The organism is Paracraurococcus lichenis (genome assembly GCF_030657435.1).
Classification (GTDB): domain Bacteria; phylum Pseudomonadota; class Alphaproteobacteria; order Acetobacterales; family Acetobacteraceae; genus Paracraurococcus; species Paracraurococcus lichenis.
The window spans coordinates 24,862-37,845 of the sequence record NZ_JAUTWS010000023.1 but is presented as its reverse complement, the minus strand read 5'-3'; the positions used below and the strand labels follow the sequence as shown (position 1 = coordinate 37,845).

General features: G+C 72.5%; 11 protein-coding genes. 6 read left to right on the top strand and 5 right to left on the bottom strand.

The window, feature by feature from the left end; genetic code table 11:
- Nucleotides 1-38: 38 nt before the first annotated feature.
- Nucleotides 39-1,154: a PA0069 family radical SAM protein gene (locus Q7A36_RS21705; RefSeq protein WP_305105842.1), complete on the top strand. Its 1,116-nt coding sequence runs from the start codon at nucleotides 39-41 to the stop codon at nucleotides 1,152-1,154.
- A 145-nt stretch (nucleotides 1,155-1,299) separates the two neighbouring features.
- Here the strand turns inward: Q7A36_RS21705 and Q7A36_RS21700 are convergent, their stop codons facing one another.
- Complete coding sequence (locus Q7A36_RS21700; RefSeq protein ID WP_305105841.1) at nucleotides 1,300-1,713, bottom strand: cupin domain-containing protein; 414 nt, start codon at nucleotides 1,711-1,713, stop codon at nucleotides 1,300-1,302.
- Between the two features lie 187 nt (nucleotides 1,714-1,900).
- Here Q7A36_RS21700 and Q7A36_RS21695 point away from each other — a divergent pair, with 187 nt between their 5' ends.
- From Q7A36_RS21695 to Q7A36_RS21675, 5 genes are all read left to right on the top strand, one after another.
- Nucleotides 1,901-2,296, top strand: coding sequence for a cupin domain-containing protein (locus Q7A36_RS21695; protein WP_305105840.1), 396 nt, complete (start codon nucleotides 1,901-1,903; stop codon nucleotides 2,294-2,296).
- A gap of 98 nt (nucleotides 2,297-2,394) precedes the next feature.
- Entirely contained in the window at nucleotides 2,395-3,021 is a 627-nt protein-coding gene (locus Q7A36_RS21690) for a ribonuclease HII (RefSeq protein WP_305105839.1), read from the top strand.
- A 125-nt stretch (nucleotides 3,022-3,146) separates the two neighbouring features.
- Nucleotides 3,147-4,244 (top strand): site-specific DNA-methyltransferase, encoded by a 1,098-nt coding sequence (locus tag Q7A36_RS21685; RefSeq protein WP_305105838.1) that lies wholly within the window; start codon nucleotides 3,147-3,149, stop codon nucleotides 4,242-4,244.
- Between the two features lie 206 nt (nucleotides 4,245-4,450).
- Nucleotides 4,451-4,903: a (2Fe-2S)-binding protein gene (locus Q7A36_RS21680; RefSeq protein ID WP_305105837.1), complete on the top strand. Its 453-nt coding sequence runs from the start codon at nucleotides 4,451-4,453 to the stop codon at nucleotides 4,901-4,903.
- 14 nt (nucleotides 4,904-4,917) lie between these two features.
- Nucleotides 4,918-7,137 carry a xanthine dehydrogenase family protein molybdopterin-binding subunit gene (locus Q7A36_RS21675; RefSeq protein ID WP_305105836.1) on the top strand — a complete coding sequence of 740 codons (2,220 nt, stop codon included), beginning with the start codon at nucleotides 4,918-4,920 and terminating at the stop codon, nucleotides 7,135-7,137.
- A gap of 312 nt (nucleotides 7,138-7,449) precedes the next feature.
- Here the strand turns inward: Q7A36_RS21675 and Q7A36_RS21670 are convergent, their stop codons facing one another.
- The 4 genes from Q7A36_RS21670 to Q7A36_RS21655 form a co-directional block, all read right to left on the bottom strand.
- Complete coding sequence (locus Q7A36_RS21670; RefSeq protein ID WP_305105835.1) at nucleotides 7,450-8,313, bottom strand: WecB/TagA/CpsF family glycosyltransferase; 864 nt, start codon at nucleotides 8,311-8,313, stop codon at nucleotides 7,450-7,452.
- An 11-nt stretch (nucleotides 8,314-8,324) separates the two neighbouring features.
- Nucleotides 8,325-9,431: a hypothetical protein gene (locus tag Q7A36_RS21665; RefSeq protein ID WP_305105834.1), complete on the bottom strand. Its 1,107-nt coding sequence runs from the start codon at nucleotides 9,429-9,431 to the stop codon at nucleotides 8,325-8,327.
- Nucleotides 9,432-9,468: 37 nt separating this feature from the next.
- Complete coding sequence (wecB, locus tag Q7A36_RS21660; protein ID WP_305105833.1) at nucleotides 9,469-10,602, bottom strand: non-hydrolyzing UDP-N-acetylglucosamine 2-epimerase; 1,134 nt, start codon at nucleotides 10,600-10,602, stop codon at nucleotides 9,469-9,471.
- A gap of 350 nt (nucleotides 10,603-10,952) precedes the next feature.
- Nucleotides 10,953-12,839, bottom strand: coding sequence for a PHA/PHB synthase family protein (locus Q7A36_RS21655; RefSeq protein ID WP_305105832.1), 1,887 nt, complete (start codon nucleotides 12,837-12,839; stop codon nucleotides 10,953-10,955).
- Nucleotides 12,840-12,984: the final 145 nt, after the last annotated feature.

Genomic DNA, 12,984 nt, shown 5'->3' with positions numbered 1-12,984 from the left:
CCCGGCAAGGTGCTAACGAACAGAATGGGAACGCCGCCATGCCGGATGGTCTCTCCGCTTCTGCCGGGCTGCCGGGGCTGCGCAAGGGCCGCGGCGCGGTGTCGAATCCCGCCATCCGGTACGAGTCCACGGCGCGCGAGGCCTTCGACGACGGCTGGGACACACTGGCCGATTTCTCCGAGTTGCCGCCGCTGCCGACCACGCTGCTGCGGGAGAGGGCGAAGACCGCCCTCACCTTCAACGACAGTCCCGATATCGGCTTCGACCGGTCGCTGAACCCCTATCGCGGCTGCGAGCATGGCTGCGTCTACTGCTATGCCCGGCCGAGCCATGCCTATGTCGGCTATTCCCCCGGCCTGGATTTCGAGACCAAGCTGCTCTTCAAGCCCGACCTGCCGGCGCTGCTGGAGAAGGAACTGCGCCGCCCGGGCTACGAGCCGCGGCCCGTCGCGCTCGGCGCCAATACCGACCCCTACCAGCCGATCGAGCGCAGCCTGCTGATCACCCGGCAGGTGCTGGAGGTGCTGGAGCGCTTCGGTCACCCCGTCACCATCGTGACCAAGTCGGCCGGCGTGCTGCGCGACCTCGACATCCTGACCCGCATGGCGCGGCGCAACCTGGTGCATGTCTGCCTGTCCGTCACGACGCTGGATGCGAACCTCGCCCGGCGGATGGAGCCCCGCGCCGCCGCGCCCTGGCGCCGGCTGCAGGCCATCGCGGCGCTGACCCAGGCGGGCGTGCCGACCGGCGTGCTCGCGGCGCCGATGATCCCCGGGCTGAACGACGCGGAGCTGGAGCGCATTCTGTCCGAATCCTGCAGGGCCGGCGCCACCCGCGCGGGCTACGTCCTGCTGCGCCTGCCGCTCGAGATCCGGCAGATGTTCGAGGAATGGCTGCAGGCGCATGTGCCGGACCGGGCGGCGCGGGTGCTCGCCCTGGTGCGGGAGACGCGCGGCGGCCGCGCCTATGACAGCCGCTGGGGCCTGCGGCAGACCGGCACCGGCGCCTATGCCGACATGCTGGCGCAGCGCTTCCAGGTGGCGGCGGCGCGGCTCGGCCTCTCCGGCACGAATGCCCGCAGCCAGCCGCTCGACTGCGGCCAGTTCGCCCCGCCGCCGGAGCGGGCGGAGCCGCGGCAATTGGAGCTGCTCTAGCCGGCGCGACGGCCGTCCCCCCGCGTCATGGCCGGGCTGCTTCCCCCCACCCGGCCATCCCGCCCATCGGCGCCGCCCCGCGCCCGGGCGGGGTGCACGGCCGCGGCCTTCCCCGGGCCGCGGCCGTGCATGGCGGGACGGGCGGCTACGGCCTGTCCTGCGTGAAGAAGGGCCGGCCATCGGCGAAGATGTTGGGCCGGAGGAAGATGCCGAGGATGGTCGCGCCTTCCTTCCCGGCCCAGGCGACATGCGTGTTGCCCTCCGGCCGCCAGACGAACTGGCCGGGCAGGCACTCGCCTTCCTCGTCGACGAAATGGCCGGCGAGGACATAGGTCTGCTCGATCGCCGTGTGCTCGTGCAGCGGCACCACCGCGCCGGGCTCGAGCTCGAGCAGCAGCGTCGCCATGCCGCTGCCGTCGCTGTAGAGCGTCTTGCACTTGATGCCGGGGAACTTGGTCTCCTCCCAGGGCATATTCGGCACGTCGAGGAAGACCGAAGGCGGCGAGGGCTCGTCCTTCGTCAGGCGCTGGCGCATCGGCTTGCTCGCCCCGTCGGGCATGGACGCCTCCTGTGTTCTTCTTGGCCATCCAGCCTAGCGCGCGCCGCGCGGGCGGGCCAAGCGGCTTGCACGCGCCGGCGCCGCCGGGCGCTGGTGGTCCGGACAGGGTCACGCCGCAGGGCGTTTCCACGCCGCGGCGATCTGCTCTAGCGTCCCGGGATCGAAACACCCGAGGAGGACACACGTCATGGCATCCCGTCGCGGCTTCATCACCTGCGCCATCTGCAGCGCGGTCGGCCTGATCGCCACGGGCGTCGAGCCGGCGCAGGCCCAGGGCGTGCAGCGCAAGACTCTCAGCACCATCGACTATCCCGGCGACGGCAAGATCTCGATCCTGATGACGCTGGAGGCGCCGGCGGAGACGGTGATCGCCCGCCACACCCATCCGGGCATCGAATCCACCGTTGTCATGGAGGGCGAGCTGGAGCTCGAGGTGCAGGGCCAGCCCAGCAAGCGCTTCACCGCCGGCGAGGGCTTCCAGGTGCCGCCCGGCGCGGTGCATGGCGGGAAGACGCTGAAGCCCTGCCGCCTCGCCATCACCTATGTGGTGGAGAAGGACAAGCCGCTGGCCACCCCGGCCTGATCGCGCGGCGGCGGAGGATCCGGCCCTTCATCCCAGCCGAGCGAATTCCGGGGTCCGGGAGGCTCCCCCCGGGCGTCCTTTGCCCTACCCTGCCCACCATGCCGGATTTCTCCCTGGAACTGGCGGCGGGCGGCCGGGTCGCCGGGATCGATGAGGCCGGGCGCGGCCCGCTCGCGGGCCCCGTCCTCGCCGCCGCCGTGGTCTTCCCGCGCGGCGTGCCCGGGGACCTCGCCGCGCTGCTCGACGACAGCAAGCGCCTAAGCGCGGCGGCGCGCGAGGCCGCCTTCGCCGCCCTGCGCGCGACCGCGGCGCGGGGCGAGGCGGAGATCGGCATCGCCGCCGCCTCCGCCGCCGAGATCGGCCGGCTGAACATCCTGCGTGCGACCCATCTTGCCATGGCGCGTGCCCTGGCGCGGCTGCGGCGGCCGCCCGACCTCGCGCTGGTCGACGGCAACCGGCCGCCGCCCCTGCCGTGCCCGGTGCAGTGCGTCATCGGCGGGGACGGGCTGAGCCTCTCGATCGCCGCCGCCTCCATCCTCGCCAAGGTCACGCGGGACCGGGCGATGGCGCGGCTCGACCCGCGCTGGCCGGACTACGGCTTCGCCGCCCATGCCGGCTATCCGACGGCGCGGCACCGGGCGGCGCTGGCCGCGCATGGCCCCTGCCCGCACCATCGCCGCGGCTTCGCGCCGGTGGATCGGGCCACGCTCGCGCTCGCGCCATAGCCGGTGGGCCAAGCTTCCATTGACCCCGGGACTCCGCGCGGCGAATGTGGCGACTCGTGGGGATTCGCGCCCCGATCGCATCGATCCGGGCCGCCCCGGCATGCGGGAGGCCGGCGCGCGATGGCATGAGGGACAGCGTGGGAACCGGCCTGGATCTGCCACTCGATCAGGTGCTGGTCGGGGACTGCATCGACCTGATGCGGCGGCTGCCGCCGGCCTCGGTGCATGCGATCTTCGCCGACCCGCCCTACAACCTGCAGCTCAAGGGCGACCTGCGCCGGCCGGACGACAGCCTGGTGGACGGGGTGGACGACGAGTGGGACCGCTTCGACGGCCTGCCCGCCTACGACGCCTTCACCCGCGCCTGGCTGGCCGAGGCGCGGCGGGTGCTGCGCAAGGACGGCACCATCTGGGTGATCGGCAGCTACCACAACGTCTTCCGCCTCGGCGCCACGCTGCAGGACCTGGGCTTCTGGGTGCTGAACGACATCATCTGGCGCAAGGCGAACCCGATGCCGAATTTCCGGGGCCGCCGCTTCACCAATGCGCATGAGACGCTGATCTGGGCCGCCCGCGGGGCGGAGAGCCGCTACCGCTTCAACTACGCGGCGATGAAGGCGCTGAACGAGGAGGTGCAGATGCGGAGCGACTGGTTCATCCCGCTCTGCACCGGCCAGGAACGGCTGCGCGACGAGAAGGGCGGCAAGCTGCACCCGACCCAGAAGCCGGAGGCGCTGCTGCATCGGGTGATCCTGAGTTGCACCGCGCCGGGCGAGGTCGTGCTTGACCCCTTCTTCGGCACCGGCACCACCGGCGCGGTCGCCAAACGCCTCGGCCGCCGCTTCCTGGGGCTGGAGCGCGATCCCGCCTATGCCGAGGCGGCGAAGGAGCGCATCGCGGCGATCGAGCCGATCTCCGAGACCGCCGCCCTGGTCACGCAGGGCAGGCGGGAGCAGCCGCGCCTGCCCTTCGGCACGCTGGTCGAGCGCGGCATCATCCCCGCCGGCACCCTGCTGACCGACCGCGCGCGGCGCTGGAGTGCGACGGTCGCGGCCGATGGGTCCCTCCGCTGCGGCCGCGCGCAGGGCTCCATCCACCAGGTGGGCGCCGCGGTGCAGGAGGCGCCGTCCTGCAACGGCTGGGCCTTCTGGCATGTCGAGCAGCCCGGCGGGAAGCTGCGCGTGCTGGACGAATACCGGGCGGAACTGCTCGGCACGGCGTAGCGCAGGCCGCGAACCGCGACGGTTTCATGCTGCACTGCAACGACAGCGCGATCGCGATTGCCGGAAAGCCGACCAATACAGGCATGATCCGGCTCCGCCGGATGGCGGGGGGCGCCTGGACACCCACGCCGCTCCCGCCATGTCGCTCGTGATCGCCCTGCCGGGCAACCGGTGCGGCGCGAATCCTCCAGCACGGAGCAGCCCCGATGATCGAGATCACCGTCAACGGCCGCAGCCAGCGCGTGGATGCGGAGCCCGATACGCCGCTGCTCTGGGTGCTGCGGGACTGGCTCGGCATGACCGGCACCAAGTACGGCTGCGGCGTCGCGCAGTGCGGCGCCTGCTCGGTCCTGGTGGACGGGCAGGTGATGCGGAGCTGCCAGGTGCCGGTCGAGAGCGTGGCCGGCCAGCAGGTGCTGACCATCGAGGCGATGGCCGACCACCCCGTGGGCCGGAAGGTGGTGGAGGCCTGGGTCGCGCAGCAGGTGCCGCAATGCGGCTACTGCCAGTCCGGCCAGGTGGTCGCCGCGACCGCGCTGCTGCTGCAGACGCCGAAGCCGACGGAGGCCGACATCGCCGATGCGATGACCAATCTCTGCCGCTGCGGCACCTATCTCGACATCGCCGCCGCGGTGCGCCGCGCCGGCACGGCGGCCTGAGGGAAGCGGACGCAATGGGCAACATCTTCCGCCTCGCCGCCGGCGAGATCGCCAATGTCTCCGCCTCCCGCCGCGACCTGCTGGGCGCCGGCGCCGCCGGCGCGCTGCTGCTGGCCTTCGGCCTGCCGCGCGGCGCCCGCGCGCAGAAGGGCCCGCCGCTGTCGCGGCACGCGACGGAGGTCGCGGCCTATCTCCGCATCGAGACGGACGGCACCATCCGCCTGCTGAGCCCCTTCGTCGAGGGCGGGCAGGGCATCGCCACCTCCTCCGCCCAGATCATCGCGGAGGAGCTGGACGCCGACCCGGCGCGCTTCGTCGTGGACTGCGCGCCGGCCGGCGCGGCCTACCAGATGATGTTCAACGACCAGGTCCGCTTCACCGGCGGCAGCTTCTCGACGCGCGCGAGCTACGAGATGTTCCGCAAGCTCGGCGCGACGGCGCGCGCCATGCTGGTGAATGCCGCGGCCGAGCGCTGGGGCGTGCCGCCGGAGCAGCTCTCGACCGAGCCGGGGCGCGTGCTGCATGCCGCGACCGGCCACGCGCTGTCCTACGGCGAGCTTGCCGAGGCGGCCGCGAAGCAGCCGGTGCCGCCGAACACGCCGGTGAAGGATCCCGCGGGCTTCCGGCTGATCGGCAAATCCGTTCCTCGCCTCGATATCAGGGCAAAGTCCACCGGCGCCGCACGGTACGGCATCGACAGCCGTGCGGATGGCATGCTGCAGGCCGCCATCGCGCATGCGCCGCGCCTCGGCGCGCAGCCCACGGCCATCGGCAACGAGGATGCGGTGAAGGCGATGCCGGGGGTGCATTCCATCCACCGCCTGCCCGGCGCGGTCGCGGTCGTCGCCGATCGCTGGTGGCACGCCCGCAAGGCGGCCGAGGCGCTGGAGGTGACCTGGGGCGAGGCCGGACTGCCGGCCGACTTCTCCTCCGCCGGACAGCTCGCCGCCTTCAAGGCGGCCGTGGGCGGCGCGGCGGAGCCGGCGGAAGCGCATGGCGATGTCGAGGCCGCGCTGCGCGGCGCGGCCAAGGTCGTGGAGGCCGAGTACGACGCCCCCTACCTCGCGCATGCGCAGCTCGAGCCGCCCTCGGCGCTCGCCTCCTTCGCGCCGGACGGCTCGCTGGACCTGACGCTGCCCAACCAGGCGCCGGAGATGTACCAGGTCGCGGCGGCGCAGATCGCCGGTCTTAAGCCGGAGCAGGTGCGGATCCACTCCCCCATGCTCGGCGGCTTCTTCGGCCGGCACTTCCTGTACGACACGGCGAATGTCTTCCCGCAGGCCATCGCCCTGGCCAAGGCGACGGGCAGGCCGGTGAAGGTGCTGTGGAGCCGGGAGGAGGAGTTCCGCCGCGACGCCTACCGCCCGCTCTCCTACGTGAAGCTCCGCGCCGGGCTGGATGCGCAGGGCCGGCCCGTCGCGCTGCATGCGGCGGCCGTCGGCGAGGGCCCGCTCGGGCGGCACATGCCGGGCTTCCTGGCCAATCCGAAGGTCGATGACAGCGTGGTCGAGGGGCTGACGGAGAAGCCCTACGGCATCGCCGCGAAGCGCATCGACTTCGTCAAGGCGCCGCAGCCCGTCAATATCGGCTTCTGGCGCTCCGTCGCGCATTCGATGAACGACTTCTTCTACGAGTCCTTCATCGACGAACTCGCGGGCACCGCCGGCCGCGATCCCTTCGAGTACCGCATGGCGATGCTGTCGGGCAGCCCGCGCCACGCGACCTTGCTGCGGGCGGTCGGTGAACTCTCCGGCGGCTGGAAGCGCGGGCCCTACCAGGCCGAGGACGGCACGCGCCGCGCCCGCGGCGTCGCCATGGCCTCGCCCTTTGGCTCGGAAACCGCGACCATCGCCGAGGTCTCGATCAGGGATGGCGAGGTGGTGGTGCACCAAATCTGGGTCGCCATCGACCCGGGCAGCATCGTCAACCCGGCGATCGTCGAGGCGCAGGTGCGCTCGGCCGTCGCCATCGGCCTCTCCTCGGCGCTGCTCGAGGAGGTGGTGTTCGAGAAGGGCGAGCCGCAGGCGCTGAACTTCGACGGCTACCCGATCCTGCCGCCGGCGCGCATGCCGAAGGTCAGCGTGCGCATCGTCGAGAGCGGCGCGCCGATGGGCGGCGTCGGCGAGCCGGGCACGCCCGGCGTGCCGCCCTCGGTGGCCAATGCGGTGGCGGCGCTGACCGGCCAGCGCATCCGCAGCCTGCCGCTGGCGAAGACGCGGCTCGGCACGACCTGAGGCGCGCGGCCGGGGCGGGCGGTCCTCCGCCCCGGCCCGCGCAAGGCGGAGGCCGGGCGTCTGGCGGGCCGGCCACCGGGCCTCGCTCGACCACCGCGCCAGGGCGGATGCGGCGCTGCGACGCCGGATCGGCGGAAGCCGCGATCGCCGGAGCATTCCCGCGCTGATTCCGCAGCGCGAGAATGCTCCAGGCTCTCGATCTGCTGCGCAGGTTCATGCCGCCGAGCGTTTCCACTCTGCGGCGATCCGCCCTGCAGCGGATTGTGGAGCGGCTTCACGCTCCCGGCCGGTCACGTCCGGCCGCGATCCGCTCTAGGGATGCGGGGGTTCGGGCCCCCCGGCGGGCACTCCGCCGCGCACCACCAAGCGCGCCGCATCCTCGGCGCGCTCGCCCTGCGCCTGGACCGCGGCGATCGGCCCGCGCAGGCGCTCCTGCAGCACCAGCCAGAGGAAGCGGCTATTGCCGACGAGGTAGCGCTTCCACAGCCGCCGCGGCTCCAGCCAGAGCCGCCAGGCCCATTCCAGCCCGGTCGCCTGCATCCAGCGCGGCGCGCGCGGCACCAGGCCGGCCAGCACGTCGAAGGCGCCGCCGACGCCCATGATGAGCTTCACCTCGAAGGCATCCCGGTGCTGCTCGCACCAGACATCCTTGAAGGGGGAGGGCATGGCGACGAAGAGCATGTCGGCGCGGGACTCCGCGATCTGCCGCACCACCGCCGGATGGTCGGCCGGCGTGAAGTAGCCGTCGCGCCAGCCGGCGATCTCGATGCCCGGATTGCGCTCCCGGCAAAGGGCCACGAAGCCCTCGATGACAGCGGGCTTCGCGCCGAGCAGGAAGACGCGCAGGCCCTGCCGCGGCGCCTCGGCCAGCAAGGCTTCCAGCAGGTCGATCCCGGTCACGCGCTCGGGCACCCGCGCGCCCAGCAGCCGCGCCGCCCAGACCAGCGACATGCCGTCGGGCGTGACGAGGTCGGCCGCCGCCGCCGCCTGACGCAGCGCCGGGTCGTCCTGCATGGCGACGAGGTGGGAGGCATTGGCCGTCAGCAGGATGCGCGCCCGCGGGCTGCTGCGGGCAGTCTCCAGGCACCAGCGCAGCGCGGCCTCCTGCGGCAGGGCATCGACGGTGCAGTCCAGCAGCCGGACAGCCTGGGGGCGCAGGGGTGTTGGCTCGGTCATGGCGATGCCCTTCACACGATGTGCCCGGCCGGGGCGGAGCCGCCCTCGATGGCCGAGGCATAGAGCAGCCAGCCCCATTCATAGGGCCGCATCTCGCGGTTCAGCCGGAAGCGCGGCGCCTCGCCCGCCCCGGTCCGCAGGCCGAGCAGCATGCGCGCATGCCGCAGCCGGTGGGCCAGGGCGCCCTCCTCGCGCTCGATGCTGCGCCAGATGATGCCCGTGCTGGGCTCGACCATGTCGATGCCGAGCTCGTTGCCCTGCAGCCAGGCACGGCTGCGCGCGGCCGCCGCCGCGTGGTTCGTGCCGCCGGCGACGGCGAGCGCGCGCAGCGCCATCGGCGCCATGCTGTGCTGGTGCACGGAATAGACCGGGAAGCGCTCCGCCACCGCGCCGGTCGAGGCGTCGTGGTGCCACCACCACTGCCCGAGCGGGCCCTGCGCCGCGACCAGGTGGCTCGCGCAGCGCTCCGCCAGCGCGCGCCGCACCGGGTCGCCGAGCGCGATGGCGGCGAAGGCCAGCGCCTGCAGCGGATAGACCTGGTCGGCGAAATTGGCGATCCGCCCGCGCAGCCGGTGCGCCAGCGGCGCCTCCGCCGCGGCGTGGCGGAAGACCAGCGTCTCGCGGCCCAGCCGGCCCTCCAGCGCCCGCAGCGCGGCGGCGCAGGCCGGGCGCAGGGCGGGCAGGTCGGCATGCAGCAGGCCGCTCACCAGCCAGGCCAGTTCCATGGTGGTGATCCGCGGCACCACCGCCTCGAGGTCGGAGGCGTCGCAGCCGGCCTCGGCCAGCAGGGTGAGCGGCGCCGCCGCCTGCAGCGCGCTGTTGGCCCAGAGGACGAGGCCGAGGCCGCCCGGATAGCCTTCCTCCTGCACCCGGCGGGCGAGGTGGCGGCAGAGCGCCGCCGGCTCGGCCACGACGGCGCGCGGGTCGATGCCGGCGCGGCTCAGCCCGATCAGGCAGATAGCGGAACTCGTCAGGCTCTCGGTGCCGAGGGTCGGCGCCCAGACGCCGTCGCGGATCTGCCGGCCGAAGCGGCCGGTGGCGGGGTCGACGCAGTCCCGCAGCCGGGCGATGCAGAGGTCCTGGAGGTTGTCGAACCGCGTGGCCAGGGCCTGGGTCATCAGGGGTGGGCTCCTTCGGGGAACGGGAAGGGGAGGATCAGGCTGCCGGCTCGAGCAGCGCGGGCTGGATGCCGACGGCCTGGGCGACGATCGCCGCGATCCGCTCCGCCGCGCGGCCGTCGCCATAGGGGGAGACGCCCTTGGCCATGGCGGCATAGGCGATGGGGGAGGTGAGCAGGGCCGAGGCCTCGGCCAGGATGCGGGCGGGATCGGTGCCGACCAGCCGGGCCACGCCGAGATCCACCGCCTCCGGCCGCTCCGTCACCTCGCGCAGGACGAGGACGGGCTTGCCGAGCGCCGGCGCCTCCTCCTGCAGCCCGCCGCTGTCGGTCAGCACCAGGGTGCAGTGCCGCATGGCCGCGACCAGCTCGGCATAGCCCAGTGGCCCGGTCAGCGTGACCTGCGGATTGGCCCCGAGCATGGCATGCGCGGCCTCCCGCACATTCGGGTTGGGATGCACGGGGTAGAGCACGTGCAGGTCCGGGAAGGCGGCGCAGAGGCGCTGCACGGCCGAGAGCACCTGCCGCACCGGCTCGCCGAAGCTCTCGCGCCGGTGCAGCGTCATCAGCACCAGCCGGCCATGCGGCGGCAGGCCGGCGGGCATCGGCGGGGCGCGGCGGGCGACGTCGAGCAGCGCGTCGATCACGGTATTGCCGGTGACGTGCACTCTCGCCTCCGGCACGCCCTCCCGCAGCAGGGCGAGGCGGGCGCCCTCGGTCGGGGCGAAGTTCAGCGTGGCGGCGCGGCCCGCGACGATGCGGTTGAACTCCTCGGGGAAGGGGTGCTGCAGGTCGCCGGTGCGCAGCCCGGCCTCGACATGGCCGAAGGGGATGCGGCGGTGGAAGCAGGCGATGGCGGCGGCCATGACCGTGGTGGTGTCGCCCTGCGCCAGCACCATGGCCGGCGGCGCCTCTGCCAGCAGCGGGTCCAGCCCATCGAGGATGCGGGCGGCGAGGCCCGAGAGCGTCTGGTTCGGCCGCATCAGGTCGAGGTCGATATCGCCCCGCAGGCCGAAGGCGGCGAGGGCCTGGTCGAGCAGGTCGCGGTGCTGACCGGTGAGCAGGAGGCGGACCTGCACCCCGTTGTAGCGCCGCAATGCCTGCACGATCGGCGCCATCTTGATCGCCTCGGGGCGCGTGCCGACCACGCAAAGAACCGTCGAAGGAGTCACGGGACCCTCCTTGCCAAACCACCAACACTGAGTTGCAAAAGGCCCCAAGCCCGGCGGCCAGCTTGCCAATAGCGCGACAAACCGGGGCAGCAGTAACGGAGCTACAAACCTAGATTGCTTGCCCCGTTACACGCCTGTCATTGCTTCCGGGATACCTGATCATTGCAGAACGTCCAGCCTCGTTTACAAGGCGGACAATACACCGGGGCTCTGCCACCGAAATATAACCGTCGCGTGTACCGCAAAATGCTAACGCGCACGTGACATATTAGCACATACCGCTGGATGCGGCCTCGGGCGGAGCGCCGGTGCGCCCCGCCCAAGCCCGGCCCGTCCGTGCCTGCCGCGCCTTATTTCTCCAGCACATAGCTGCCCGGCGCGTCGCCGAGCGGCGGGTGCGAATTGCCGCCGAGCGGCGGCGGCGCGACCCGCTTGCCCGACCGCGCGGCCAGCCAGGCGGACCAGTCGGTCCACCAGCTCCCGTCATGCTTGCGGGCGCCGCGCCGCCACTGCTCGGCGGTCTTCACGCCGGCATCGTCGTTGGTCCAGTAGCTGCCCTTGCCGCCCGGCGGGTTGATGACGCCCGCGATGTGGCCGGAGGAGCCGAGGATGTAGCGCACCTTCCCGCCCGCGAGCCGGCTGATCTGCCAGGCCGCGTCCCAGGGCACGATGTGGTCCTTCTCGGCGCCGACGGCGTAGATGTCCTGGGTGATGGTGCCGAGGTCGAGCGGCTGGCCCTTCAGCGCCACCTTGCCCGGCCGCATCAGGTTGTTCTCGACATAGGTGTTGCGGAGGTACCAGGCATGCGCGTTGCGCGCCATGCGCGTGCCGTCGCTGTTCCAGTAGAGCAGGTCGAAGGCCGGCGGCTTCTCGCCGAGCAGGTAGTTGTTGACGACATTCGCCCAGATCAGGTCGTTCGAGCGCAGCAGGTTGAACATGTTCGACATCTCGCGGCTGTCGAGATAACCGCGCTGCATCATCTGCGCCTCGATCGCGTCGATCGCGCCCTCGCCGAGGAAGACCGCGGTGTCGCCGACGCGCGAGAAGTCCTGCAGCGAGACCATGAAGGTGACGGCGTTGAAGCGCCGGTCGCCCTCGGCGGCCAGCCAGGCCAGGACCATCGCCAGCAGCGTGCCGCCGATGCAGTAGCCCATGACGTTCAGCGTCTCGCTGCCCGTGATGTCGCGCACCACGTCGCTGGTCTCGAGCACGCCGAGATCCATGTAGTCCTCGATGGAGATGCCCTCCATCGAGGCGTCGGGGTTCTTCCAGGACACGACGAAGACGGTGAAGCCCTGCTTCACCAGGAAGCCGATCAGGCTGTTCTTCGGCTGCATGTCCATGATGTAGAACTTGTTGATCCAGGGCGGCAGGATCAGGATCGGGCGGCTGTGCACCGTCTCGGTCTGCGGGGCGTACTGGATCAGCTCGACCAGCCGGTTGCGGTGCACCACCTTCCCCGGCGTCAGCGCCAGGTTGCGGCCGGGCGCGAAGGCCGTCTCGTCCACCATGGAGAGCCGCCCGGCCTGCAGGTCGTCGAGCAGGTTGCGCGTGCCGCTGGCGAGGCTCGCGCCGCCGGTCTCCATGGCCCGCTTCAGCGCGACGGGGTTGCTCGCCAGCATGAGCGTCGGGCTCATCGCATCGATGAACTGCCGCAGGTGGAACTCGACGCGCTGCCGCTCCGCCGGATCGAGGCCGGGCGCCTCGTGGCCCCGCTTCAGCAGCCATTCGGAGGCGAGCAGATAGGCCTCCTTCAGCGTGCGGAAGACCGGGTTGGCCTGCCATTCCGGTGCCGCGAAGCGCTTGTCGGCGGCGGGCTTGCCGTCCGGCGTGCCGTCGCCCAGCCAGCGCTGCCCGGCCTCCGCCCAGGCATCGAGCGCGGCGCGGAAGACATTGGCGCCGAGCGCGGCGGCCGAGGCGATGGTCGCGGCGGGATCGGCCAGCGACTGCATCCAGACGATGCGCAGCGCGCGGGCGACCTCCGCCCAGTCGACCGGGATCACTTCCCGCAGCGGGTTGGCGTTCCACATGGAATCGACCGCCTTCAGCAGCGGGTCGCGGTCGACCAGCGCCTTGGCCTGGCGCAGCGTCTCGGCGACCGCGGCGTCGCTCAGCATGGCCGTCGGCGCCGTCGGCATGGCCGCGGTCCAGGAGGCGAGCGAGGCGAGCATCGCCTCCGCACCCGGGATCGCGCCGAAGCCCGCGGCCGGCCCGCTGCCGGTGTTCTGGTCCGCCATCTCCGTCCCTCCCCTCTTGGCGGCGCCGTCCTGGCCCGCCCGGCCGCAACGCGAGGCGGGCGGCAGGGTTGGGCGGGCCGGGCGCCATGGCCATGATCCATCGCAAGGATGGCGGGCGGGCGCCAGGGGCGGTCCGGCCGCGGGC

Excerpts from the sequence above, each read along its gene's own strand:
- Q7A36_RS21705 (WP_305105842.1), top strand. The coding sequence starts at position 39 with ATGCCGGATGGTCTCTCCGCTTCTGCCGGGCTGCCGGGGCTGCGCAAG.
- Q7A36_RS21655 (WP_305105832.1), bottom strand. The coding sequence starts at position 12,839 with ATGGCGGACCAGAACACCGGCAGCGGGCCGGCCGCGGGCTTCGGCGCG.
- Q7A36_RS21685 (WP_305105838.1), top strand. The coding sequence starts at position 3,147 with ATGAGGGACAGCGTGGGAACCGGCCTGGATCTGCCACTCGATCAGGTG.
- Q7A36_RS21695 (WP_305105840.1), top strand. The coding sequence starts at position 1,901 with ATGGCATCCCGTCGCGGCTTCATCACCTGCGCCATCTGCAGCGCGGTC.
- Q7A36_RS21680 (WP_305105837.1), top strand. The coding sequence starts at position 4,451 with ATGATCGAGATCACCGTCAACGGCCGCAGCCAGCGCGTGGATGCGGAG.
- Q7A36_RS21665 (WP_305105834.1), bottom strand. The coding sequence starts at position 9,431 with ATGACCCAGGCCCTGGCCACGCGGTTCGACAACCTCCAGGACCTCTGC.
- Q7A36_RS21675 (WP_305105836.1), top strand. The coding sequence starts at position 4,918 with ATGGGCAACATCTTCCGCCTCGCCGCCGGCGAGATCGCCAATGTCTCC.
- Q7A36_RS21690 (WP_305105839.1), top strand. The coding sequence starts at position 2,395 with ATGCCGGATTTCTCCCTGGAACTGGCGGCGGGCGGCCGGGTCGCCGGG.
- Q7A36_RS21670 (WP_305105835.1), bottom strand. The coding sequence starts at position 8,313 with ATGACCGAGCCAACACCCCTGCGCCCCCAGGCTGTCCGGCTGCTGGAC.
- Q7A36_RS21700 (WP_305105841.1), bottom strand. The coding sequence starts at position 1,713 with ATGCCCGACGGGGCGAGCAAGCCGATGCGCCAGCGCCTGACGAAGGAC.